This is a genomic window from Microbacterium galbinum (assembly GCF_023091225.1).
GTDB classification, from domain to species: domain Bacteria; phylum Actinomycetota; class Actinomycetes; order Actinomycetales; family Microbacteriaceae; genus Microbacterium; species Microbacterium galbinum.
The window spans coordinates 1-23,465 of the sequence record NZ_JAHWXM010000002.1 but is presented as its reverse complement, the minus strand read 5'-3'; the positions used below and the strand labels follow the sequence as shown (position 1 = coordinate 23,465).

General features: G+C 68.5%; 29 protein-coding genes, 2 tRNA genes and 1 pseudogene. 8 read left to right on the top strand and 24 right to left on the bottom strand.

Features of this window, described 5'->3' with window-relative positions:
• The first annotated feature begins 17 nt into the window (after nt 1–17).
• From rph to KZC52_RS14215, 3 genes are all read left to right on the top strand, one after another.
• Nucleotides 18–755 carry a ribonuclease PH gene (rph, locus tag KZC52_RS14225; protein ID WP_247624797.1) on the top strand — a complete coding sequence of 246 codons (738 nt, stop codon included), beginning with the start codon at nt 18–20 and terminating at the stop codon, nt 753–755.
• Between the two features lie 2 nt (nt 756–757).
• Nucleotides 758–1,351: an RdgB/HAM1 family non-canonical purine NTP pyrophosphatase gene (rdgB, locus tag KZC52_RS14220; RefSeq protein ID WP_247624796.1), complete on the top strand. Its 594-nt coding sequence runs from the start codon at nt 758–760 to the stop codon at nt 1,349–1,351.
• Nucleotides 1,352–1,451: 100 nt separating this feature from the next.
• Nucleotides 1,452–2,372, top strand: a complete 921-nt coding sequence (locus tag KZC52_RS14215; RefSeq protein ID WP_247624795.1) for a cation diffusion facilitator family transporter — start codon at nt 1,452–1,454, stop codon at nt 2,370–2,372.
• A 3-nt stretch (nt 2,373–2,375) separates the two neighbouring features.
• Here KZC52_RS14215 and ligD read toward each other — a convergent pair whose 3' ends face one another.
• Nucleotides 2,376–4,340, bottom strand: a complete 1,965-nt coding sequence (gene ligD / locus KZC52_RS14210) for a non-homologous end-joining DNA ligase (protein ID WP_247624794.1) — start codon at nt 4,338–4,340, stop codon at nt 2,376–2,378.
• Nucleotides 4,341–4,397: 57 nt separating this feature from the next.
• Between ligD and ku the strand changes: the two genes are divergently transcribed.
• The gene (ku, locus tag KZC52_RS14205; protein WP_247624793.1) at nt 4,398–5,303 is read left to right on the top strand and encodes a non-homologous end joining protein Ku; all 906 of its coding nucleotides are present in this window, start codon (nt 4,398–4,400) and stop codon (nt 5,301–5,303) included.
• A gap of 28 nt (nt 5,304–5,331) precedes the next feature.
• Here the strand turns inward: ku and KZC52_RS14200 are convergent, their stop codons facing one another.
• Nucleotides 5,332–6,105, bottom strand: a complete 774-nt coding sequence (locus tag KZC52_RS14200) for a DedA family protein (protein WP_247624792.1) — start codon at nt 6,103–6,105, stop codon at nt 5,332–5,334.
• Between the two features lie 66 nt (nt 6,106–6,171).
• A tRNA-Leu gene (locus KZC52_RS14195) sits at nt 6,172–6,253 on the bottom strand.
• Between the two features lie 267 nt (nt 6,254–6,520).
• On the opposite strand from KZC52_RS14195, the gene KZC52_RS14190 reads away from it, so the two are divergent.
• From KZC52_RS14190 to KZC52_RS14175, 4 genes are all read left to right on the top strand, one after another.
• Nucleotides 6,521–7,015 carry an ATPase, T2SS/T4P/T4SS family gene (locus KZC52_RS14190; RefSeq protein WP_247624791.1) on the top strand — a complete coding sequence of 165 codons (495 nt, stop codon included), beginning with the start codon at nt 6,521–6,523 and terminating at the stop codon, nt 7,013–7,015.
• Between the two features lie 71 nt (nt 7,016–7,086).
• Nucleotides 7,087–7,599 carry a hypothetical protein gene (locus KZC52_RS14185; RefSeq protein WP_247624790.1) on the top strand — a complete coding sequence of 171 codons (513 nt, stop codon included), beginning with the start codon at nt 7,087–7,089 and terminating at the stop codon, nt 7,597–7,599.
• A gap of 57 nt (nt 7,600–7,656) precedes the next feature.
• On the top strand, nt 7,657–8,037 hold the full coding sequence (locus KZC52_RS14180) for a hypothetical protein (protein WP_247624789.1): 381 nt from the start codon (nt 7,657–7,659) through the stop codon (nt 8,035–8,037).
• The gene (locus KZC52_RS14175; RefSeq protein WP_247624788.1) at nt 8,037–8,312 is read left to right on the top strand and encodes a hypothetical protein; all 276 of its coding nucleotides are present in this window, start codon (nt 8,037–8,039) and stop codon (nt 8,310–8,312) included. Before KZC52_RS14180 ends, KZC52_RS14175 begins: the two co-directional genes overlap by 1 nt.
• Nucleotides 8,313–8,346: 34 nt before the next feature.
• Here KZC52_RS14175 and KZC52_RS14170 read toward each other — a convergent pair whose 3' ends face one another.
• From KZC52_RS14170 to KZC52_RS14070, 21 genes and pseudogenes are all read right to left on the bottom strand, one after another.
• Entirely contained in the window at nt 8,347–8,901 is a 555-nt protein-coding gene (locus tag KZC52_RS14170; protein WP_247624787.1) for a hypothetical protein, read from the bottom strand.
• 99 nt (nt 8,902–9,000) lie between these two features.
• Nucleotides 9,001–9,417: a hypothetical protein gene (locus KZC52_RS14165; RefSeq protein WP_247624786.1), complete on the bottom strand. Its 417-nt coding sequence runs from the start codon at nt 9,415–9,417 to the stop codon at nt 9,001–9,003.
• Nucleotides 9,414–10,064, bottom strand: a complete 651-nt coding sequence (locus KZC52_RS17440) for a collagen-like domain-containing protein (RefSeq protein WP_281731605.1) — start codon at nt 10,062–10,064, stop codon at nt 9,414–9,416. The genes KZC52_RS14165 and KZC52_RS17440 overlap by 4 nt, the downstream gene beginning before the upstream one ends.
• Nucleotides 10,057–10,377, bottom strand: coding sequence for a septum formation initiator family protein (locus KZC52_RS14155; RefSeq protein WP_247624785.1), 321 nt, complete (start codon nt 10,375–10,377; stop codon nt 10,057–10,059). Before KZC52_RS14155 ends, KZC52_RS17440 begins: the two co-directional genes overlap by 8 nt.
• A complete protein-coding gene (locus KZC52_RS14150) occupies nt 10,377–11,213 on the bottom strand; it encodes a M15 family metallopeptidase domain-containing protein (protein WP_247624784.1) in 837 nt (278 codons plus the stop codon). The genes KZC52_RS14155 and KZC52_RS14150 overlap by 1 nt, the downstream gene beginning before the upstream one ends.
• A 2-nt stretch (nt 11,214–11,215) precedes the next feature.
• Nucleotides 11,216–11,938, bottom strand: coding sequence for a hypothetical protein (locus tag KZC52_RS14145; RefSeq protein WP_247624783.1), 723 nt, complete (start codon nt 11,936–11,938; stop codon nt 11,216–11,218).
• Complete coding sequence (locus KZC52_RS14140) at nt 11,938–12,825, bottom strand: hypothetical protein (protein WP_247624782.1); 888 nt, start codon at nt 12,823–12,825, stop codon at nt 11,938–11,940. Before KZC52_RS14140 ends, KZC52_RS14145 begins: the two co-directional genes overlap by 1 nt.
• Nucleotides 12,822–13,940, bottom strand: coding sequence for a hypothetical protein (locus KZC52_RS14135; protein ID WP_247624781.1), 1,119 nt, complete (start codon nt 13,938–13,940; stop codon nt 12,822–12,824). Before KZC52_RS14135 ends, KZC52_RS14140 begins: the two co-directional genes overlap by 4 nt.
• Nucleotides 13,933–14,766, bottom strand: coding sequence for a hypothetical protein (locus tag KZC52_RS14130; protein ID WP_247624780.1), 834 nt, complete (start codon nt 14,764–14,766; stop codon nt 13,933–13,935). The genes KZC52_RS14135 and KZC52_RS14130 overlap by 8 nt, the downstream gene beginning before the upstream one ends.
• The gene (locus KZC52_RS14125) at nt 14,763–17,783 is read right to left on the bottom strand and encodes a phage tail tape measure protein (RefSeq protein WP_247624779.1); all 3,021 of its coding nucleotides are present in this window, start codon (nt 17,781–17,783) and stop codon (nt 14,763–14,765) included. The genes KZC52_RS14130 and KZC52_RS14125 overlap by 4 nt, the downstream gene beginning before the upstream one ends.
• A 198-nt stretch (nt 17,784–17,981) precedes the next feature.
• The gene (locus KZC52_RS14120; protein ID WP_247624778.1) at nt 17,982–18,536 is read right to left on the bottom strand and encodes a hypothetical protein; all 555 of its coding nucleotides are present in this window, start codon (nt 18,534–18,536) and stop codon (nt 17,982–17,984) included.
• Between the two features lie 22 nt (nt 18,537–18,558).
• Nucleotides 18,559–19,305, bottom strand: coding sequence for a hypothetical protein (locus KZC52_RS14115; protein ID WP_247624777.1), 747 nt, complete (start codon nt 19,303–19,305; stop codon nt 18,559–18,561).
• Nucleotides 19,306–19,349: 44 nt separating this feature from the next.
• A complete protein-coding gene (locus KZC52_RS14110; protein WP_247624776.1) occupies nt 19,350–19,763 on the bottom strand; it encodes a hypothetical protein in 414 nt (137 codons plus the stop codon).
• A complete protein-coding gene (locus tag KZC52_RS14105; protein WP_247624775.1) occupies nt 19,756–20,100 on the bottom strand; it encodes a hypothetical protein in 345 nt (114 codons plus the stop codon). Before KZC52_RS14105 ends, KZC52_RS14110 begins: the two co-directional genes overlap by 8 nt.
• A gap of 9 nt (nt 20,101–20,109) precedes the next feature.
• Complete coding sequence (locus KZC52_RS14100) at nt 20,110–20,454, bottom strand: hypothetical protein (protein ID WP_247624774.1); 345 nt, start codon at nt 20,452–20,454, stop codon at nt 20,110–20,112.
• A gap of 9 nt (nt 20,455–20,463) precedes the next feature.
• A complete protein-coding gene (locus tag KZC52_RS14095) occupies nt 20,464–20,883 on the bottom strand; it encodes a head-tail connector protein (protein WP_247624773.1) in 420 nt (139 codons plus the stop codon).
• Between the two features lie 2 nt (nt 20,884–20,885).
• Nucleotides 20,886–21,323 carry a hypothetical protein gene (locus KZC52_RS14090; RefSeq protein ID WP_247624772.1) on the bottom strand — a complete coding sequence of 146 codons (438 nt, stop codon included), beginning with the start codon at nt 21,321–21,323 and terminating at the stop codon, nt 20,886–20,888.
• Between the two features lie 30 nt (nt 21,324–21,353).
• Nucleotides 21,354–21,414, bottom strand: a tRNA-OTHER gene (locus KZC52_RS14085).
• A gap of 44 nt (nt 21,415–21,458) precedes the next feature.
• A complete protein-coding gene (locus KZC52_RS14080) occupies nt 21,459–21,881 on the bottom strand; it encodes a hypothetical protein (RefSeq protein ID WP_247624771.1) in 423 nt (140 codons plus the stop codon).
• A gap of 13 nt (nt 21,882–21,894) precedes the next feature.
• Nucleotides 21,895–22,905 carry a major capsid protein gene (locus KZC52_RS14075; RefSeq protein ID WP_247624770.1) on the bottom strand — a complete coding sequence of 337 codons (1,011 nt, stop codon included), beginning with the start codon at nt 22,903–22,905 and terminating at the stop codon, nt 21,895–21,897.
• Nucleotides 22,906–22,927: 22 nt separating this feature from the next.
• Nucleotides 22,928–23,465: pseudogene (locus tag KZC52_RS14070) on the bottom strand (hypothetical protein); the annotation flags it as partial.

Sequence of the window (23,465 nt, the reverse complement as noted above, 5' to 3'; positions counted from 1 at the left end):
CGAAACGAAGGAAGCCCATGTCTGACATCGTGCGTGCCGACGGCCGCTCCACCGACCAGCTCCGCGAGGTCACGATCGAGCGCGGATGGAGCTCTCAGGCCGAGGGGTCCGCGCTGATCAGCTTCGGCGGGACGAAGGTGCTGTGCACGGCATCCTTCACGAACGGCGTTCCGCGCTGGCTCACCGGCAAGGGCAAGGGGTGGGTCACCGCCGAGTACGCCATGCTCCCTCGCGCCACGAACAGCCGCAACGACCGCGAGAGCGTGAAGGGCCGCATCGGCGGGCGCACCCACGAGATCTCCCGCCTGATCGGGCGCGCGCTGCGTGCGGTCGTCGACACCAAGGCGCTCGGCGAGAACACGATCGTGATCGACTGCGACGTGCTGCAGGCCGACGGCGGAACGCGCACTGCGGCGATCACGGGCGCGTACGTCGCCCTCGCCGACGCGATCGAGTGGGGCCGTGAGAAGAAGTTCATCGGTCGCAATTCCACCCCGCTGCTCGACTCGGTCGCCGCGGTGTCGGTCGGGATCATCGATGGAGAGCCCATGCTCGATCTGGCATACGTCGAGGACGTGCGCGCGGAGACCGACATGAACGTCGTCGTCACCGGCCGCGGTCTGTTCGTCGAGGTGCAGGGCACCGCCGAGGGTGCGCCCTTCGACAAGCGCGAACTCGACGCGCTGCTGCAGCTCGGCGTCGACGGCTGCGCGACCCTCACCGAGCGGCAGATCGCCGCGCTGGCGGCCGAGTGACGATGAAGGTCGTCCTGGCCACGCACAACCCGCACAAGGTCGCCGAGTTCCAGCAGATCGTCGCCCGGGTGCGCCCCGACCTCGAGGTCGTCGGCTACGACGGACCCGAACCGGTCGAGGACGGAGTGACCTTCGCCGACAACGCGCTGATCAAGGCTCGAGCCGCGGCTGCGCACACCGGACTTCCGGCGCTCGCCGACGATTCGGGAATCTGCGTCGACGTGCTCGGCGGCTCGCCGGGCGTGTTCTCCGCCTACTGGGCGGGGCAGAAGAAGGATGCCGTCGCCAACCTCGAGCTGCTGCTCGATCAGCTGCGCGACATCGCCGACCCGCATCGCGCCGCGCACTTCACCTCGACGATCGCGCTCGTCTCACCCGACGGTGCCGAGAAGGTCGTCACCGGTATCTGGCCCGGGCGGCTCGCGCACGCCGCCTCCGGCGGGGGCGGGTTCGGGTACGACCCCATCTTCATCCCCGACGGTCAGCCGGCGGGGGAGGAGCGCTCGGTCGGGGACTTCACTGACGAGGAGAAGCAGGCGCAGTCCCATCGCGCCCGCGCGTTCGAGGAGTTGGCGCCGCTGCTCGCCGACCTCTGAGCCACCGTCCGGCGCAGCGCGTGATGAGACTGGTTCTCGTTACCCTTCCCGACTAGCGAAATCGCGGCTGAACGGCTGATTCCGCGCTTAGCCTGGAGGCATGCACGATCACGCTCCCGCTGCCGGCGGCATCCGCTCGGCCGGTCACCGGCGTCTTCTGACGATCTCGCTGTGCCTCACCGCGACGATCATGGTGGTGCAGGTGGTCGGCGCTCTGCTGACCGGTTCGTTGGCGCTCCTGGCCGATGCCGCGCACATGTTCACGGACGCCTCGGCACTCGTGATCGCGCTCATCGCCGCGGCGGTGGCCGCGCGCCCCGCCGACGACCGTCGCACGTTCGGATATCAGCGGGCCGAGGTCTTCGGCGCGCTGATCAACGCGATCATCTTGATCCTGCTCGCGGGGTGGGTGGGGTTTGAGGCCGTCGGCCGCCTGATCGACCCGGGCGAGGTCGAGGTGGCGGGTCCGTTAATGCTCGCCGTCGCGGTGGTCGGTCTGCTGGCGAACGCGGTCTCGATGTGGTTGCTCAGCCGCGCGCAGCGCACCAGCATCAACGTGCGCGGGGCGTACCTCGAGGTGATGGGAGACCTGATCGGCTCGGCGGCCGTGATCGTCGCGGCGATCGTGATCGTGGCGACGGGCTGGATGCCGGCGGATGCCATCGCCTCGATGTTCATCGCGATCCTCATCATCCCGCGGGCGATCTCTCTGCTGCGGGAGGTCTTCTCGATGCTCTCCGAGTCGGCGCCGAAGGGGATGGCGGTGGCCGACATCCGCTCGCACCTGCTCGGCTACGACGGTGTGGTCGGGGTGCACGACGTGCACGTCTGGCAACTGACCCGTGGCGCGCCGGTGTTCAGCGCGCACGTGCTCGTCGACCCGGCGATCCTCGCCGACGGACGATCGACCAGGCTCCTCTCGGAGATGCAGGGATGTCTCGCCGAGCACTTCGACGTCGAGCACTCGACGTTCCAGATCGAACCGGCGGAGCAGTCGGACTGCGAGCCGCACCACGCCTGAGGGTCAGCTCTCGCGTACGACCTCATCGGGCGATTTGTCGGGGCGCAGTCCCCGCCAGCGCGCGTGCCGCAGCACCCCGTCCGGCGTCCAGTTCGCGAATTCCACCTCGCCGACCACTTCCGGGCGCACCCAGAGCGCGTCGGAGGCGTCGGGCGCGGGAACCCCGTCGAGGGGTGCGGTCTTCGTGCGCAGCGGCTCGAGCAGGTCGAGCAGATCGCGCAGGATGCGCTCGGTGAACCCGGTTCCGACCCGGCCGACGTAGCGCAGGGGCGAGCCGGGGGAGTCGTGCACCGCGAGCAGGAGGGAACCGAGCGTGCGCTCGCGATCGCCCTTGCCCGGACGGATGCCGACGATGACCGTCTCCTGCATGCGGGTGTGCTTGAGCTTGAGCCAGGAGGGCGAGCGCGTGCCGGGGCGGTAACGCGAGTCGCGGTCCTTGACGACGACGCCTTCGAGACCGGAGTCGTCGCTCGCGGCGAGAGCGTCATCGACGTCGTCGAACACGGGCGGCACCTGCACCGGCGCGTCGAGGTCGGCGATGAGGTCATCGAGCAGTGTGCGCCGCTGGTGCAGGGGGAGGCCGGTGAGATCGTGGCCGTCGAGGCGCAGCAGGTCGAAGAGCATGTACACGATGGGCGTGCGCACGACCTCCCGTTCGATCTCGCGCGCGCGGGTGAGGTGCATGCGGTTCTGCAGCCGCGAGAAGCTCGGGCGGCCGTCATGGTCGAAGGCGACGATCTCTCCGTCGACGACCGCGTCCGCCGCCGGCAGGAACGGGGCGCCGTCGCTCGTGAGTTCCGGGTAGCGCGCCGTGATGTCGGTGCCTCGGCGGGCGTGCAGACGCATCCGTCCGTTCGACCAGGTGCCCATCGCGCGGATGCCGTCCCATTTCACTTCGGCCCAGGCGGGATCGCTCAGGCGGCGCGCGAGTGCGGGGGTGCCGTGCTCGGCGAGCATCGGCTCGAAAGTCGGGAGCGTCGCCTCCGGATCGAGCGCGACGGGCGAGGCGCCGCGGCTGCTCGGCCGGTGTCGCTCCGCCTTCGACTGGGCGGCCGGCGGGGAAGTCGGGGCCGGGGCATCCGACGGATGCAGCGCCGCCATCGGGTCGATGCCGGCTGCCGCGCGCTCCAGCACCTCGTCGAGGTCGAGCTGTGCGAGATCGGGGTCGTCGAGCTCGTCCCAGGTGCGGGGAGCCGCCACCCATGGCCGGGCGCGGCCGCGCAGCGAGTAGGGCGAGATCGTCGTCTTCTTGCCGTTGTTCTGACTCCAGTCGAGGAACACTCGGCCGCCCCGCACGGCCTTCGACATGGTGGCGGTCGCGAGGTCGGGGTGCTCGTTCTCGATGAGGCGGGCGAGTTCCTTCACGACCATCGAGATCTCGGCGCTCGTCTGCTCGCCGGGGAGCGCCGCGTACAGGTGGATGCCCTTGCTGCCGCTGGTCACCGGCACCGGATCGAGCCCCATCCCGGTCAGGATGCCGCGGGCGAGACGGGCGACGGCCGCGCACTGCGCGAGTCCCACGCCGGGGCCCGGGTCGAGGTCGAGCACCAGGCGGTCGGGTCGCCCGGGCAGTCCGTCGGATCCGAACCGCCACTGCGGTACGTGCAGCTCGATCGCCGCGACCTGGGCCAGCCACACCAGGGTCGGCACCTCGTCGACCAGCGGATACTCCTTCGGGCCGTCGGAGTGCACGATCGCCCGGCGGGGAATCCACTCGGGCGCCCCGCGTTCGAGCTGCTTCGTGAAGAAGGCATCGGCCGGGGCATCCGCCGTCCCCACACCCTCGACCCAGCGCTTGCGGGTCACGGGGCGACCGGCGAGCAGAGGCAGCAGCTGCGGTGCGATGGCCGAGTAGTAGGCGAAGATCTCGCCCTTCGTCGTACCGGTTTCGGGATACACGACCTTGTCGAGGTTGGTCACGCGCAGGCGGCGTCCTTCGACCTGCACGATCCGACCGTCGACGACCATGGAGCCAGCGTAGTCAAGGGCTGGTCTCGGCCGGTGCCGCTGGTGTTCACTGGGGTCATGAGAACGATCTGGAAGGGCGCGGTCACGTTCGGGCTCGTCAACGTGCCGGTGAAGGTGTACTCCGCCACCGAGGACCACGACGTTCCGCTGCACCAGGTGCACGACGCGGACGGGGGGCGCATCCGCTACCAGCGCACGTGCGAGGTCTGTGGTGAGACGGTCGCGTACTCCGACATCGATCGTGCCTACGTCGACGAGGGGCACACCGTCGTGCTCACCAAGGACGATCTCGCCGCTCTCCCGTCCGAGAAGAGCCGCGAGATCGATGTCGTGGAGTTCGTGCCCAGCGACCAGGTCGATCTGCTCACCCTCGACAAGCCGTACTACCTCGAGCCGGATTCGAAATCCCCCAAGGCCTACGTGCTGTTGCGCAAGACGCTCGAGCAGAGCGAGCGCACCGCGATCGTGCGCTTCACGCTCCGGCAGAAGACCCGTCTCGCCGCGCTGCGGGTGCGCGGGGACGTGCTCGTGCTGCAAACGCTGCTCTGGGCCGACGAGGTGCGCGAGGTCGACTTCCCTTCGCTGCACGAAGACGTGTCGATCTCGAAGAAGGAACTCGAACTGTCGGCATCGCTGGTCGAGAGTTACTCGAGCGACTTCGACCCCGAGGAGTTCGTCGACGAGTACCAGAAGGAGCTGCGCACGCTCATCGACGCCAAGATCGACGCGGGCGAGGGCTTCGACGTCGCCGACACCTTCGGCGAGACGGAGGGAGCGGAGAAGGGCGGCGAGGTCATCGACCTCATGGAGGCCCTGCGCGCCAGCGTCGCGAAGTCCAAGGAACAGCGGGCGAAGGGCTCCGCGGAGAAGTCCGGCGGTGACGGGAAGGATGCCGACGCCGGGAAGTCGGCCGCGAAGAAGCCCGCCGCGAAGAAGGCGCCGGCGAAGAAGAAAGCGGGCTGACGGCCGCGCCCGCTTTCAGCCCGCGTCGTCAGTGCTTGCCGTCGCCGTCCAGGTCGGGCGCGCGGTCGAAGACCTCGGGATCGAGCGTGAGGGCCTCCGCCTCGGCCGCGTCGGTGACGACGTCGTGGCCGGCCTCGGCTTCCTTCTTGGCCTTGTACCGCTCGCGGAGGTAGTGCCAGAGCGTGACCAGAGCAGTGCCGCCGACGGCGGCGAGCAGGATCAGGTCGATGTAGCTCTCGACGAAGTCCGCCACGGGCGGGATGAACCCGATGGCGTAGCCGAACATCGTGAGACCGAAGCCCCAGAGGATGGCACCGATGAGGTTGTAGAGCGTGTACTTGCGCCACGGCATGTGTCCGACGCCCGCGGCGACCGGGGCGAACGTGCGCACGATCGGCACGAAGCGGGCGAGGATCACGGTGATGCCGCCGAAGCGCTCGAAGAACGCGTTCGTGCGCTCGACGTTCTTCTTGCTGAAGAGGCCCGATTCCTTGCGCTCGAAGACGGCCGGACCGCCCTTGTGGCCGATCACGTAGCCGACCTCGCCGCCGACGAACGCCGATAGACCGATCAACAGCGCCACGAACCACACGTTGATGCCGAAGACGCCGTGCTCGGAACCCGCGATCGGGTGCGACAGCAGACCGGCGATCACGAGCAGCGTGTCACCCGGGAGCAGGAAGCCGACGAGCAGTCCGGTCTCGGCGAAGACGATGAAGCACACCACGAGCAGAGCCCACGGACCCGCCGTGCCGATGATCGTGGCCGGGTCGAGCCAGGGGATGAGCGCGGCGTGATGCATGAGTGTCCCGTCGTGGTGCGATGGTGCGGCGGTCGAGCAGCCGAACGCGCGAATGCGCTCGTCCTGTGCGGAAGGTGGGACTTGAACCCACACGCCCTGGGGCACAGGAACCTAAATCCTGCGTGTCTGCCAATTCCACCACTCCCGCGCGGTGCTCACAGTCTACCGAGCGGAGGCCTCCGCTTTCCCGGGAGAATCCGGTACAAGGAGAGGGCGGGGATCGCTCGATCCGTCGGGTGACTCGACCGTCCGATCGACGGCCGCGTGACCATCCCCGCGGCGATCCGGGCACCGGGGGCTCCGAGGGGTCGGAGGCTACGTCTTCAGTGCAGCACGAGGGCCGTTCCGAGGTCGTTCCGTCTTCGCTGTGGATAACTTCCGCGCCGTTCTCGCGATTCTTGCGAGGATGCTCGGCGTGAATCCTCCCTCTCTCGCCGTGGCCGATCGTGTGCGCCTTCGTCTGCGCAGCGACGGCACCGACCCCTCGATCGATCCCGATGCCGTCCGTCGGATCACCGAGGCCGAGGTCCGCAGGCACAACGACCTGGCACTCGCCCGAGGGCAGGAACTCATCGACGACGAGGCGCGCTCGGTCCGCGATGTGCTCGCGGCGGTCAGCGGGTACGGGGCGTTGCAGCCCTTGCTCGACGATCCGGGGATCGAGGAGATCTGGGTGAATGGGGGAGACCAGGTGCACATCGCCCGGGGCGGAGTGGCCGAGCGCGTCGATCTACGGCTCGGCGAGACGGTCGTGCGCGACCTCGTCGAGCGGATGCTGCAATCCACCGGTCGTCGCGTCGACATCAGCCAACCGTTCGTCGACGCCTCGCTGCCCGACGGCTCCCGTCTGCACGTCGCGATCGCCGATGTGGTGCGCGGCGGGTGGGCGGTCAACACGCACCATAACTAGACCCACACAGGGCCATCAGCGCTGTCATCGAGACTTTCAGCGCGGTACTCCCGGTCGCTATGCTCTCGACCATGACCGACGTTCCCGATGCAGCACGGCCCGATGAAACCGACGCGCCATCCTCCGTTGAAGCACCAAAGCGCCGACGCGGGCTGTGGATCTCAATCGCCGTCGCCGCTGTCATCGTGGTCGGTGCGGCCATCGCGATCCCGGTGTCGATCGCGAACGCCGAGGCTGCAGAGAAGGCCGCGGCAGAGCAAGCAGCGGCGAAGGCTGAGCGCGACCGACTCGCTGCATTCGGCCTCGCGCTCGGCGAGTGCAACACCCGCCCCAGCGTGAACGTCGAGATCCTCGACGACGACGAGACCCTCAGCCTCCACCGAGTCGGCAAGTACAACGGCCCCGCCTACGACGACATGCTCTGCATCCTTCGCGAGCTCGGGGCGCCAGCTGCTCTCGAGTCGAAGATCGGAGCGACGCGTGCGCTTGACGGCGCGCAGACTGATGACTGGCCTGGGTACGAGATCGAGTGGCGCTATCACCCGGACGACGGCGCAACCGTTCTGATCGAGCACGCCAGCTAAGCGTCGGAGCCGCGACGTAGAATCGAGTCCTCTCGGCCGGAGGAAGGACATCCGGTCATGCCCTCCGCAGGGCTCTCCCCCACCGTGAAGCTCAGCGTCACGCTCGACGCGATCTGCTCCCGCAACCGATACACGTCCGACCCCGGGCCCGTTCTCGACGAGCTGCGCGCGACTGCGGGCGACCGCGTCGACGTGCTCGCCGAGGCCGTCGGAACGTGGCTCGGGTTCTTTGAAGACGAGTACACGGCGACGCTGTGCACCGCGCTGCGCACGCTCCCCGACGTCGCCCCGTGGATCGCGCTCGGCCAGTTCCGACGCTCGCTTCCTGATCCGAGCACGCCCGAGATCCTCGGCCACGGGAATGCGGTGGACCTGCCGCTCTACGTGACCACCGACCCTACGCTCTTGGACGCCCCCAGAGTGCCTAGGCTGGACTGATGCTCGTCGCTCTCATCCGCCCCGTCGAATCCCACACCGTCGAACTCGTGGGCGACTCGCTCGAGGACGTGCACGCGCAGCTCGCCGAGCACGCCCCGTCTGGGTTCGACCTCGTCTCGGCGCCGGCGCGCATGCTAAAGGGCGCTCAGGGCATCGAGACGACGGCGCGGTTCGACCGCCGCGACGGCCTGCGCGAGATCGAAGCCGAGGGCATGGATGCCCTTGTCGCGCAGGTCCCTGAGGGATGGCAGATGCTCAGCGTCCGCAGCGTCTAACCCAGAGCATTCCGGCATCAGAGCCCTGGATTCGCTAGTCCGCCGCTGCGCCCGCTCGACCGAGTAATCGCGTGAGCTCGTCGGCGATCGGAGCGATGTCGAACTGGTCTCCCCAGAAGTAGAGGATCCCGGCTTCTGGGTCGAGGACGCGGAGCCTCTCCCGACCCTCAGGTCCTGATACCGAGTCTGCCGGGCCGATGTGCCGATCGAGTAGCACTCGCCGGTCGGACGCACTCGCCCACCTGTCGATCCGCTCGTCGAAGTGCTCGAAGTGGTTGCGGAAGGTGAACCCCCTCAGCGGTGACTCGTCGAGCACTCCGAGCGATGACCGCAGGTCCGCGCGGCGACCCGCCCGTTCGCCCCCGCTGCCCCAGAGTGCCTTGCTCACGTTGCCCGATGCGGTCACGAAGATCTGCACCCCGGCCCATACCTCGTTGCCGGCAGCCTCGAGCGCCGAACGATCAGGGATTCCGTCCCACGCGGCATCGAGTTCCGTGAGCCCCGCATGCATGATCGCCAGGCCGCGAAGCCCGAGCGCGGCTTGATCGGCCACCTGTCGCTGGAAGGTCGAGAGCACCGTTCGGTCCATGCCCGCGATACTAGAGCACCCGTCATCAGGCGCAGGCGTCCCCTCGGAACGACGAAAGACCCCCACCCGGCCCGGAGGCTAGGTGGGGGTCTTCTGCGTTCAGAGTCCGATGCGATCGTTGTGTTCAGAGATCGCCGCGCGGAGCTTCGACGTGTCGTCGGTGCCGGTGTCCGCGCCGTCGAGCATGGCGCGGTACTGGCGGCGGGTCAGCGGGGTCGCGTTGCCTTCGATCTGCGCGACGACGAACTGCGCGGGCGCGGATCCTGCGCCGATGTGTCGGAGCCACTCGTCGACGGCGGGGATCGCCATCACGCGAGAGAGCGCGGCGCTGATCGCGGCGAGCGTCGCGAGGGCCGCAGTGGCCCAGGCGATCACCGGGCCGGGGACGACGTCGGCGACCGCGTCGACGATCTGCGGGGCGACGAGGACGATCGTCGCGAGGACGGCTGCGCCGCCGACGAGGACCTGTGCCGCGGTGCGGATAGCACGCTGCATCGGGAACCAGATCTTGCTCATGGTGTACCTCCGGTGGGAGTTGGGATGCAGACGATCGCCTGCTGTGGGTAGAAGATTCCGATGTCGGAATCGGAGACGGATATCCACCGCGTCTCGGCGGCGTACCCGTCAGGGCATGTCGGCCCGGGTGTTCCTGCGGGGCCTTGCGGGCCGGCGGGGCCGGGTGCCCCGGCGTCACCCTTCGGGCCCTGCGGCCCGGTTGCGCCGGCGGGACCCTGCCCGCCGGACTGGCCGGTCTGGCCCTGCTGTCCGGCGGCTCCGGGTTCGCCGGGTTCGCCGTCATCACCGGGATCACCGGGGACTCCGCGCGCTCCCTGCGGGCCGGGAGTGCCGGAGGGCCCCGCTGGGCCGACAGGGCCAGGGGCGCCGGGCGATCCGGGCTCGCCCTGCGGCCCTTGCTCGGCGACGACTCCCGGCTCTGGGGCGTCCGGCTCCTCGCCCGTCGCGACGGTGAACTCGTCGTACAGCTCGACGTAGCGGTCCTGCCACGTCATCGCCTGCTCGTGCCATGCTTCGCGGCCACCCCATGCGCTGAGCCATCCCACGCCGAGCGCGATCGCGACGACCGCGATGAGGGCGGTGAAGACGATGACCAGACGGCGACGTTCGCGGATGGATGCGTTGAGCAGATCGTCGGGCTCAGACATGAGGACCTCCAAGAATCTCGGGCAGTGCGGGCCAGGGCGGGATCGTTCCGGCCTCGACGCCCTGCTTCACGAGGTCGTAGTGCAGGATCCAGGCGAGATCCCGCCGGGCGAGACGGTCCTGCTCGGCGCGAATGTCCTTGACCTCTGTGGCGAGCGACTTGCGCTCTTCGCGCTCGGCGGCGAGGTCTTCCTGTAGCTGGTCGATCCGAGCGTTCTCGATCGAGCCCTTCTTCGGGAAGAGGGAGACGATCGACGTGATGACGACCGTCAGGATGGCGACCGCCCATCCACCGATCGCCCCCAGCTCTGGCACTAGCTGCTCGCCGCCGCGGACTTCACCGGCTCCGGCTCGGGCTTCATGCGAGCGATCCACAGCATCGCGGTCTTGAACTGCGCAGGCGTGAGCAACTCTTCACCGTTCACCGACGCGCTCTTCGGGTTGTAAGGCGCGTCGAGCACGTGGGCTGTTGCCTGGATGTAGCGGCGCATCAGATCGACGTCGGGCTGCGTCGGGAGATGCACACTTCCGCCCGGGCCGGTGAGGTACATGTGCGGTCCGGGAGCGTTCTTCGTCCCCTGCACTCCGACGATCTTGTACGCCCCTGCGCGCGAGTACTGCTTCACCGCCTTCTCGGTGATCGCCTTGCTCGTCACCAGCGCCTTCTGCACTTCATCCGCCACGACTGCGCGGATCTGGGCTTCCGTAGCCATTTCGTCCCACTCCTTTTCCGGCGCGATGCGCCACGTTCCGTTGTCGTTGACGAGCTCGACCACCTCGTGCCGGTGGTTGTCGCGCTCGGGGAAGTACTCGAAGTGCCACGGCTCCACGAGCGTCCACACACCGTTGATCCACCGGAAGACGGTCTGGAACCACCCGTGATCGTTCAGCAGCGCGACGGGGCGCTCGTCGGTGTCCTTCGCGCGCCCCTTCTGGTGCACGCTCGGGGTGTCGGGGTGCAACGCGATCGGCTTCCCGTACTTCTGGAAGGTGAGCCAGTGCGCGTTCTGCTGCTCCCACGACCGCCCCGCCTCGGTGATCTGCTGCGGATGCCCGAGAGCCCTGTCGATGCGCGCCTGGCTCTTCGCCGCCTCGACCTCGAGCCAACCGCGACCATGCCCGAGGTCGACGATCATGAGTGCGCCGCCCATGATCAGCCGATCCCGAAGACGGACACGGCGCCCGTGATCAGCGGGCCGGAGGTCAGCATGCGGAAGCCGTCGTAGGCCACGGCCGGGTTGTGCTGCACGCTGAGGTCGCCGTTCTCCGCCGCGGTCGTCGATCCCACGCCGTGCGAGTTCACGAGAAATACGGTGCGCGACGCGATCCCCGGATCGAAGATGCGCACCTCCGCATAGAGGGCGGCAACGCTCGCCTTCGTCAACGGTGCACGATCCTCACCGGTCGTCGCCCCAGCGATCGCGGTCGACGAGTTCGTGCGGCTCACCGACCGGTAGTCCGACGCACCTGCGGCGGGGTTTCCGCCAGAGCGCAGCTGCATCGCCGGGACACCACCAGCTGACATGCTTCGGATGTTCACGCGCACGAGGTAGTTCTCGAACCGGCTCGAGAACACGTTGTCGAAGTTCATCGTCCCGGCCCCGGTGACGGACTGCCGAGCGAGGAGCACCAGCGCGTCGGTTGGCTGCCACCCTGTCGCGCTGAACCATCGGTACGAGATGCGAGTGTCGGTCTCTACCCAGATCAGGCCCTCGCGCAGCTGCCCCTCGGGGAACGTCGTGCGCGCCGAGGCTGGTCCGCGGCGCACGTTCCATGCGTCGTGGATGTCGTCAGCGAGGTCCTGCGAGTCCTGCGGGAACGAGTAGACGTCGTTGAAGACGCGCTTCCCCGTGGTGGGGTTCTTGCTGTTGCCCATCAGGACCTCCATGTGATTCGAAGCGCACCAGACATGGCGTTCTGGGCGAGGTTGGCGAAGATGTTGTCGCCGCCTTGGTTGAGGCCGATGCCGTAGTGCGGTCCACCGGCGATGAGGTTCGGGAACCAGTCGGCTCCGTAGGGCATGGCGTTCCATCCCTCGTTCGGCGCCCACGGCGCGGCACCGACGACTGCGGGGACGCCGGCCTTGAACGGGTCGGAGTGGAGCCCGAAGTTCGGGGCGGCGTAGCGGCGCTGCCACCAGGCGGCGTAGAACTCCATCGAGACGAACTGAGCGCCGGCCGGGATGGTGTCCTTGATCTGGCCGCCGTAGAACCACGCGCCGTAGGTGGAGTTCCCGGCGCGGGGCTGCCCGGTCCACCAGCGGACCTGGTTGCGGTCGGTGGAGCCGGCATCAATCGCGCGGAACTCTGCCGACCGCACGGACGGTTCGACCGTCCCAGGGTCAGGCGGCGGCGGGAGAGGCGCAGGCGGCGACGATGACAGCTTGGAGGTGCACCAGGGCTCGCCCTCGGCCCAGACGACGCCAACGCGGTCCCCGGACGTCGGAGCGGTGCCAGCGAAGGGCATCGAGAACGTGCCCGTGCTCGTCGCGACGCTCGCGGAGGTCGACGACACAGTGAGAACGGTTCCGACCGTGGGGCGGCCCGCTGCGGGGAACAAGAGGTGCTGATCTCCGATGGAGAGGATGCGCACGGTCTCGCCAGGCCCCGGGATGTACCCGTTCCCGAAATCGCATACGAAACGGGAGTCGCCCATGTCGACGAGCGCCATGCCGGTATCGATCCCGACGAAGGTCGCCTTTCGGGAGGCGACCTTCGTCCGACCATCGAGGCCCGCGAGAATGACATCTGCTTCGGAGATCACCGCTGCTTCACCTCCACGTCGAGCACGGTTTCTGCGCCGCTGTGCTCGATGGACCGGATGCGCACGAGGGATTCGTCGCCGCCGCGCTGAGTGTCGACGAACGTGAGAACGTCGCCGAGCTCGCGGAGCGGGTTGAACGGCTCAGTGATGCGCCGGGTCACCGAGCGGATGCGGGAGACGCGGGGGAGCAGACTGTCGGCCGTGCGATCGACCTGGTCCTGCGTCGTGAGGAACTCGGACTTATACCGGTATGTCGCGCCGCCGAACGGGGACCGGGTGCCATTCGGGTTGCGGGTTCGCAGCCAGCCCTGGCGTATCTCCCGGACCGCTCGTAGTACCGGGCCGTCAGGGGTCGGATTCTTCCCCTCGACGACGACACGGTTGTAGACGTTCTCCGAGCGCATGACCAGGGGCGAGGCGAGGACGTTCTCGAGACGGGCCACGGGGGCGGGCCAGTCCTTCGGGCGTGCGGTGAGGCCGCCGGCAGGGGTGAGTGTCGGCCAGGCGTTCGATGGGCCGAACACCTTGCCGAGCGCTTCGAGGCGGTCTTCGTCGTACGTGATGTTTCTGGGCAGGGTACGGTCGGGGATCGAGCGCACGACCGCGAGGCTGGTGAGGCGTTGCGCCTCGTCCCACATCGACGTCGACCGCGGCGAGGTCGGGAACGGGAACTCGTCGCGCGCGATGCGGAGGAAGTAGTCGGCGAGATCGAGCGACACCCGCGACTCGACGACGACGGGAAGCCCGCCATGCGCGTTCTCGATCGCCTGCTCGACGCTGTCCGGGACCGAGTCCAGCACGAACCGTCCCATCGGGACCCGCTCGACGAAGTCGCCAGCCGAGATGATGATGTCTGCCTGCAGCTCGGCACCGTAGGGCGAGAACAGGTCCCCGATCTCGCGCGGCACGATCGACTGCCCGAACATGTCGTCCCAGAGGATTTCGCACTTCCCCGAGCCCTGAATCTGCGCGGAGGCGTCCCAGGCGAACTGTGGATCCAGCAGTAGCAGGTTCTGTGCGCGCGGCACGCCGTCGTAGAACAGATCGGCGGTCCAGTGCGCCTGGAAGACACCGCTCGCGATGACCTCCCGGCACGTCTGGGACACGTTACGCACTGGCTGCTCCGATCAGGGACATGTCGCGCTTCACGTCGGAGTGGGTCGCGTAGAGGGCCTTCACCTGGGTGTGTGTGGCGAAGAACACCTTCATGTCCGAGTGGGTGAGCACGGCCGCGGTGATGCCAGCGGCCGGGGGCTTGGTCTCGGTGACGACCGCCGAGTAGAGGACGCGAGTCAGGCCGAGCTGGATCAGCTCGTCCTTCTCGCGCAGGCGTGGGACGTGGCAGAAGAAGACGGCCGGCAGGCGGCGCCCCGGCGGGGTGCGGATCAGCCAGATCGGAAGCTGGCGACGCTCGTAGGTGCCGAGCGACGCCTGGAGAATGTCGGCTGCCTCATGGGAGTCGACCATCAGCTCGAGCTCGACACCGTCGAGGCCACGGCGGGGGCCAAGCGCGATCACTCCGGGGAGAGCGCTGCCCTGGGGCCAGGCCGGTTCACCAGGCGTCTCCCGCACGAGTTCCGCGCCGGTGCCCGAGAGCTTCGCCACGACGACCGCGAGACGCGGGTCGAGCGGTTGCTGAATGACGACCTGGTCAAAGCTCAGCACGGCGGAGCCGATCGGCCACGAGCCGATGATCGCACCGGAAGCATCGTGGCCGAGTACCGTGTACGCGGACTCGATGCCGAAGCCCGCCTCGGCATCGATCACGATCGCCGGGGAAGTCGCAGGAAGTCGCTGACCGCCGCGGACCTGCATCGTGCGCCCCTCGCTCGTGCGAGTGAGCGACACGGTCACCGACCCCGCGGGGAACTCGGCGACAGGAACGTCGACGAGGATCCGCGGGACCGGCGCCATGTCCGGGAACGGCGTCAGAGTGCTCATGCGTCATCCCACTTCCTGCTCTTGATCGCGCGGGTCACCTTGTCGCCGCGGGCTGCCGCCGCAGCGTCGCCGTGCTCGCGCACGTACGCGTCGAACTCCCGCTCGCCGACGACGAGCTTCAGTCGCTCCGGGAACGTCGCGACGGGTGCGGTGCGCGCCCCGGTGAGGGCGCTACCCTCGGCGAGCCGCTGTGCGCCGGCCGGGATGTAAGTGCCACCGAAGAGGCGCGCGGTCTCGGCCATGATCGCCTCTGACCGTGCACGCTTCGACGGCGCGTGCGGGACATACGTCTCGCCGCCGGTCTCGTCCTCAGCCCACACCCGCCACTCGCCAGCGCGAGCGATCTGCGCGACGTGGTTCTCAGACACCGAGCCGTTGGCGTGATACGAGACCACTCCGCCGTCCGCCTGGGTGATGCCACCGCCGCCGCCCTCACCCTGCGCAACCCGCGACGTGCCGATCTTGAGGATGATCTCGCGCCCGGTGTTCCGGCTGATGTACGAATCGACGTCGGTCTGAGCCTTCGCGGTATCGGCGAGGATCTTCACTTCGCGCTCGGTCGGCAGCTGGAACACGCGATCCGCGAGTGCTTTCACTTCATCGGCGTTGTAGCCGGCGGCGATCGCGGACTCGATGAATTTCTGCCGCTGATTGGCGAGTGTCGACGCGTACTTCTCGGCGGCGTCCTTCCCGGACATCGTTTGCTGATCGAGCTCGAACTGCTTACTCGCAGCGTTCTGCGCAGCATCCGCAACACCAGCGAGCGCCTCCGCGTTGGCGGAGCCAGCAGCGGTGTTCTCATCGAGGGAGAGGTTGAAGCCGTCGAGCGTGTCGTGCGCGCCCTTGTACGCTTCCTTCTGCCGTTCGACCTCGGTCGTGATGCCTTCGAGAGCCGCCTGGTAGTCGGCATTCGCGCTGATCGCGTCCTGGTTGAGGCCGTTCGCCGTGTTGATCGTCTCGATCAGTTCGATCAGCTCGTCAGTCAGGCTCTGCACGGAGTCTGACTGCTCCATGTACGCCTCGGATGCGGTCTGCGACTCCTTCGCGCTCTCCTTGAGGAGCTTGTTCAGCAGCGCGACGTCGTCGCCGGCCTCCTCGTTCTCGGTTGCGAGGCGCACGAGCTCGTTGCGGAGATCCGGCATCCGCCGGAGAAGCTCCTGCGCCTGCTCGTCAGTGAGGTTCTGATCCTGTACGAGCTGCTGGAACGACCGCGACGCCGCTGGGAGGTCGGTGGTCGCGAGCTTCGCGAGGGCCTGGCCGATCTCCTCGATGCTTCCGAGCGCGCCCTGCTCCTGGAAGGTGAGGTCAAGCCAATCGTTCGATGCGCTCGCGGCGCGATCGAGCAGGTTCGGGAGGTCCTTCAAACTCTCGGCGTAGTCGCCCCAGAAGAACTTCTCGACGCTCCGGCCGCTGGTGGACTGTGCGAACAGGTCCGCGGACGATGCGCCTGTGACGAGGGAGTTCTGCAGGTCCTCGACGGACGCGCGACCCTGCTCGTTCGCCTTCGATAGGCCGACCATCAGCGCGGTCGCGGCGACGAGGGCGACACCCCAGGGGCCGCCGAGGAATCCGGCCATGCCGCGAAGCGCGGAGCCCGCACGGGTACCGCTGGCACTGAGCATCTGGATCTGCTGCCAGAGCGTGATGACCTTCGGGACCGCGATCATGGCGGTGCCGCCGACGAGCGCAACGACGCCGACGAGCAGCCCGCCGACAGCGATCGCTTCCTGCAGTGGCGCGGGGAGCGATGCGACGCCGTCAGCGAAGTCTCCGATGCCGGCCGCGACGTCGGAGACGACGGGCAGGAACACGGAGCCGAGGTCGATCGCGGCGTCGTTGATGCGGTTGCGCATGATGCCGAGCTGCGATTCGACGGTGTCGTAACGCTTCGCGGCCTCGTTCGTGAGGGCAGAGTTCTCCTGCCACGCCGTGTTCTGGAGCTCGAGCGAGTCCGTGAGGAGGTCGCCGGAGGACTTGAGCTGTAGGAGGACGCGCTGCTCCTCAGTCGACTTGAATCCGAGGTCGTTGAGCGTCTGCACGACGTTCCCGCCGGCGGCCTCGACACCGTTGAGGCCAGTCGCGAACGAGCCCATCGCGCGGACGGGGTCGTTCTTGAACGCGGTGGCGAAGTCCTTCGCGGAGACGCCAGCGACGGCAGCGAAGCCCTCGAGCTTCTGCCCGCCGGTCTGCACTGCGGAGTAGAGGTCCTGGAGGATGCGGGACGCGACGCCACCGCCGAGCTCGGCGGTGACACCCATCGAGGCGAGGGCGTTCGCGAGGGCGAGCACTTCACCCTCGGTCGCGCCGACGAGCTTGCCGGAGCCAGCGATGCGCTGCGCCATGGACACGATCTCGGCCTCGGTCGAGGCCCCGTCGTTGCCGAGCGCGACGATCGTGGAGCCGAGCCGGTCGACGTCCTCGCCCGCGGTGCCCATGATATTCATGAGCTGCGCGAGCGAGGTCGCCGCCTGGTCCGAGGTGAGGTTCGTCGTCTCGCCGAGGTCGATCATTGTGCGGGTGAAGCCGACGACGTCCTTCGTTTTCACGCCGAGCTGACCGGCGGCCTCAGCGACAGCCGCGATCTCGTCGTGCGACGCCGGGAGGACGCCCGTGAGGTCGCGGAGCCCCTGCTCGACGGCGTCGAGTTCCTGCGGGGTGCCCTCGACGGTCTTCGTGACGCCCGCCCACGCGGACTCCCAGTCCATCGCGGACTTCACGACGAGACCGGTGGTGCCGACGATCGCGGCGCCCGCGCCGACGAGCATCTTCCCGACGTGCTCCTGCGCGTCGGCGTACTCGCGCGCGGCCTTCTCGGCGGCGGCCTGCTCCTGAGCGAGACGCCGAGCCTTCTGAGCCGCGGTCTCCTGCTTCGACCCGAGCTGCTCCGTCTTCGACGACGCGGTCTCCGAGGTGCGGCCGAGGCGCTCAGCTGCCTTGTCGGCCTCCGACATCTCCTGGCGGAACAGCGCCGCTCCCGCTGCCTTGATGTGGAATACGATCGCTCCGGCGTCGAACATCGGCGATCACCGTCCTTCGCAGCCACGAGGCGTCGATGTCCATCAGCCGGGTCACGGCGGAGCGGACGAAGTGCCACGTCCTCGTGTCGAGGGCGCGGTCGAGGTCAGAGATCAGGTGATGCTGTGCGAGGTCGAGTTCGACCTCGCCGTAGAGCTGCGGGAGCGCGGTCTTCCAGATGTCGCGGGACGTCGCCGAGGTCAGCTGCTGCTCTGCTTGGGCTGCCTGTCGCGCGGCTGCTTCCCGGGCTTCACGCCACCCTGGGGGGAAGGCGTACTCGGGGAAACGGCCTGTAGCTGGATCAGGTCGTCCAACGCCGAACTGGGCGATGTCCGCGAGGGAGAGATCCCCAAACGCGCGGTCAGCGCCCAGAGGGCTTTTACCCCTCCGGCGACGCCTTCACCGCCCTCGATGAACGCGGTGACGCCGGACAGGCCGAGCACGGTCTGCCAGAGGAACGCAGGCATGAGGATCGACTCGGCCTCCGCGGTGCGGAGCTCGTCCTGGAGGCGGTTGTAGTTGTGCTGCTCCTCGACGGGGAGCGGCACGTAGCGGTCGCCGTCGAGCACGCCGCCGTCGAGGGCCATGCGGAACGCGTCCGTCATGTCCTCGGTGGTGGCGAGACCAACGGAGATCTGGAGGTAGGTGGAGGTGATCTGCTCGCCGATCCGACCGGGGAGGGGCCGCACCACGTACGGTGCGACGCCCTCCACGGTCAGATGCAGGTCGCGACCGACCTCAGATGCGGTGACCACGAGGAACCCTGCTTCCTGCCGGTCAGGCGGCGGTGTAATCGAACGGCTCGGACGCTCCGGCGGGGTTCGTCGCGATGATCGCGGCGGTGCCGGCGACGCCGGTCGGGATGAGCACGGCGATGCCGTTGTCGACCGGGATGAGCTTCGACACTGCGGCGCCGTCGATGGTGACGGCCGTGACGGTGTCGAGGCCGTAGCCGCGGAGGACGATGAGGTCGCCGACGCCCTGGCCCGCGGGAGCCGCGGACTCGATCGTCGGGGATCCGTCGCCCGCGATGGGGGACTCGATGCGGTCGACCACGCCATCGTTGGTGAGCGTGAACGTCCAGCCGCCCTTGTCGGCGAAGCCGGTGTTCAGGTCGGCAACGGCGACGGAGAACTTGCCCTGGAACCAGGGAAGGCGCTCGTCGAGCGCGTCGCCCCACTGGAACTCGCGCTTGTTGTCCTCGCCCTCGGAGAACGCGGCGTCGAGGAGGTCGACGAGCCAGGCCTGCGAGGCGACGAGCTGCTTGGTCGCGGGGTCGCGGACGCCCTCGGCCGAGAACGACGGCGCGAAGTTGTAGCCGATGATGTCGCCGGAGGTGCGACCCTTCGTGCCGTACACCTCGCGCTGGACGGTGATCGGCGTCGGGTTCCCGGCGAGGTTGTTGATGTCGCCGGTGATGTTGATGAAGACGCCGTTCTGCTTGACGCGGAGGATCTTCTGGTGGGCGAGCGCGAGCGACCCCGCCGAAGGGGCCGTCGTGTCGTAGAGGGTGTGATCGGACATGCCGTCTCCTTCGGTGGGTGGATGCCAGGGAGGTCCTGGCGGTTCTACGGGCGGCGCCCGCGGAAGTAGTAGGTCGCGACCGCTGCAGAGCGGCCCTGCGAGTCGGGTTCGTAGTCGTCGCCGGAGAACTCCCACGCCCACGAGATGCCGAGCGCGGCGGGCGTGTACTCGGTCTGATCGAGCACGGCGCGGAGGTCAGAGGCCCAGGCGCGGGCGACGAGGATCGAGCCCTTCCGGCGCGTGTAGATCTGGGTCCGGTACGTCATGTCGGCGCGGCCGTCCGGGATCGGGCGGAGCGGGGTGAGGAGGGTGAACTCGTCGACCGTCGTCGGCATGACGCCGTCGAGTCGGATGCCACGTTCGGGGATCGCGCCTTCCGGGTGGTACACGGCCAGCTCATGCTCGTCGAGCAGCAGCGCGAGCGCCCGGTTCAGCACGATCTCGGGTGCGTCAGCCACGGCCAGCCTCCTTCGCGATGATCGCGAGCAGCTCGTCCTTGTGCTCCAGCGCCGGGTCTTCGAGGTACTTGCCCTTGCGGCCGTCCTGGAAGTTGTACTCGGGGTGCTCGTGCAGGCGCGCCGCGTACGGGGTGTCGTAGGTGACCTGCGCCTCGATCCCCTCACCGCCGAGCGGCGTCGACACGGCACCGGACCCCATGAGCGTTCCCTGGTCGAGGGGGACCTCGGCAGCGGAGAGCGCGAGGAGGCGTTCGCCGGCGAGGCCGACGCCCATGCGTGCGTTCGCGAGGATCTGCTGGGTGATCGCGCCGAAGTTGTTCGTCCGCTCGACAGGCATGGCGGCCTCCTATTCGAGGTAGATCTCGATGTGCGACGGGGTGCCCGGGTATTCGAATCGTTGGGAGTCGATCACCGCCGAGGTGCGCTCGCGCGGTGTGCCCTTCCAGACGGTGACGCGAGAGGTCGGCGGGGTGTCGTCTTCGAGGAGCAGGACGACGAACGCAGTCGACTCGATCTCCTGCCCGCGCGTGGGCGACGTCGCACGGCGGTCAACGACAAGGCGAGTCTTCTGCTCGACGTACGCGGGACGGTCCTCGCGCAGATCGCCCCAGATGTCGCCCTCCGCGCCGTCGCCCTCGTGCGGGACGACGTCGACACGGTGGGGGAGATGCTTCGCACGGAGGCGGACCACGGCGACCTCCTACGTGTGCGCGACGGCCGCGCCGATGAGCCCGGCCGTCGTCAGGATGTCGATACCGCGGGTGCCGATGCGCCGCTCGAGCTTCTGGCGTTCGGTGAGGTTGTCGTTGTTCGACGACGTCGTGCCGAGCGAAACTGAGCCGATCTTCACGGCACCCGCGTTCGAATCGGCGCCGGTCGGATCGTCGGTGAGCACCCAGTACTCGGCGATCGCGCACGTCGCTTCGGTGAGCGCCTCGGATATGTCCGAGTCGGTCGCGTAGCCGTCGTCGTCCACGTCGTAGACGGCTCGGCGGGTGAGCTTCTCGACCTCGATCGAGGCGGACCGGAGCCGCTTCGGGAGCACGGTCGCTTCGCCGTCCCAGTCCTCCTCTGCAAGCCGCGCGTAGTCCTGCGGCGTGGCGTAGGTGCGAGAGGCCATGCTCAGTCCTCGGTCGGGATCGTGGTGAGGGTCTCGCCGTCGCCGATCGCCGTGCCGTCTGCCATCTCGACGGTCCCGTAGCCGGGGTGATCGGACGTGCCGTCGCCGTTGTCGACGCTGCCGGGAATCGGCGAGGCGGGGAGTGCTGCCACGGCCGCGACGAGTTCGCCGTGCGTTGCCTTCGAGGAGACGTCGGTGTCCTTCGGGAGCATGCGGCGCAGCTGCGCGCGGGTCAGCTGCTCGAGGTCGATGATCGGCTCGCCGAGCGCTTCCTGGAACGGGGCCTCGACCTCGGGGTCGGCTTCGATCGTGTAGTCGTGCTGGCGGAGAGCGAGTTCGCGTTCGGGGTGCAGCGACTCGACGGTCGCGACGCCGTCGCGGAACTCGATGCCGAGGTCGCGCTGGCGGCCGAGCTGCGGGCGGGGGTGGGTGATGCGCATGGCGGCCTCCTCAGGCTGTCCGATGGGTACTGGTCGACACGGCAGGACTCGAACCTGCGCACCGTGGCTCTATCCGCTGAGCTACGTGTCGGTGGTGCTCCCCGCACGACCGTGGCCGTGCGGGGAGCTGCGACGTCACTTGACCGGGAGGTCTTCCTGGTCCTTGATCTCGTCGTCCTTCGGGTCGGTGCTGTCGTTGACGAGCCCCTTTCCCTCAGGAGTGGTGACGCCCTTGTAGGGTGTGCCACCCGGCTTGATCGCTCCCCAGATCTCGGGCTTGTTCTTCGCCTCGCCGATGTCGATCTTGCGATCGGCGGCGTACGCGAGGAGCTCGTCCTTGGTCCACTTGTCGGACGGGTCTCCGGCCGGGTACTTCCGGTCGGGATCGGTGGGGTCGTCGGCCGGATCGTCGCCGACCCCGTACCCCTGGCGCTCGAAGTAGGCGATCGCGGACTCGTCGTCGGTCTTGCCGACGCCTTCCACGAAGTGCACGCCTGCGACGAGGCCCGTGAACCCATCGACGGGGGTCTTGATCGTCTTCACGCTGGTCTTCGCCATGATCCGACTCTCCTTACTGGACGCGGACGTTGCGGAGGACCGCAGCGGCCTTGGTCTTCTTGAGGGCGACGGCGACGGGGCCCATCTCGACCTCGCCCTTCTTCACGGCGCCGGCCGTGGAGAAGTCGGGGAGCCAGGTCTGGATGATCTGGCCGCCGACCGTGGAGAGGCCGTGGAAGCCGTCGATCCCCACGCGGTAGGCGTAGAGGTCGGTGAGGCCGCTGGTGGAGACGGTCGCGACGGTGCGGGTGACGATCGGGATGATCGGGTTGTTCGAGCCGGGCTTCGTGCCCGGGTCGAGGAACGCGATGTTCCCGTACATCTCACGCGTGACCGGGACCTTCTGCTCGAGGTCTGCGAACAGGCCCTCGACGGGGTTCCGGGTGTACATGCCGGCGCGGCGGGCCGCGGCGCGCACGCGCGCGAGGGCGCGGGCGTTGCCGAGGATGACGGACGGGACGCCGTCGAGGTACGACAGGAAGTCGTCGATGGCGTCGAGCGCCTTGTGCTCGGCGCGGGTGTCCGAGTCGAAGTCACGCCAGTCGGTGACCTTGCCGGTGCCGACCTCGGTCGACGTGCCGGTGAGGGCCTTGTCCAGGCCGTCGAAGCCGTTGGCCTCGACAGCGGTGTCGCCGTTAATCACGGCGTCCTGGAACTTCGTGGTCGTTGCCTTCACGGTCTGCTGCATGTTCAGCGCGATGCTGCCCGATGCGGCGGGGCCGATCTTGGCGAGGACACGGTCGACCTCGAACGAGCCACCGAGGGGAGCCAGGGTGACGGAGTGCTTCGTGGTCGTGACGTGCTCGGGCGTGTACTCCGTGTTGTAGGCACGGAACGCGGCGCCGCGCTGCGTCTCGACGCGGCGGTAGCCGTAGTCGAGCGTCGCGCCGCCGCCAGCCGGGTTGACGACGTCCTCGAAGACGAGGCTGTCGAAGATCGCGGTCTCCTTGCGGAACTCGTCGATCGCCGCGACGTCCAGGTCCTCGGTGGCGTTCTTCTTGCTCTCAGCGAGGGTAACGGGCATGGTTCATCTCCCTTCCGGGGAGTTAGCCCTGCATGCGCGCCGCGATGGCGCTATCCAGGGTCGGGGTGGGTGTGGTCGCGGAACCGCCCTGATGCCCGCCGCCGCTTGCGCCGGGGAGTGTCGGTCCTGCCTTGAACGCCGAGTTCCTCTCGAGCGCGTCGGTGATCGCCTTGTCGACGGCCGCGGCATCCGCGAGGTCGACGGCGGCGAAAGCTGTGGTGAACTCCTTCGAGTCCAGGAGAGCGGCGGCCTTCGCTCCGAGCTCCTGCGAGCGGAGGATGACCGTGTTCTCGCGGCGGAGCTGGTCGCGCTCAGCGGCGAGGGTGGTGTTCTCCTGCGCGCGCTCGGCGGCGAGCGTCTCCGCGGCTTCCTTCGCCTCGCGGTGGGTGCGTGCCTCGCCTCGCAGTTCGCGCACGTACTCGTCGGGGTCGCCGCGGAACTGAACGGGGGCCGGTGCTGCGGGCGCCGCGGGGGCGGCCGGGGCCGCAGGCGCGGGAGCGGCCGGGGCTGGCTGGGCAGGCGCGGCGGGCGCTGCCGGAGCGGGTGCCGCGGGCGCCGGG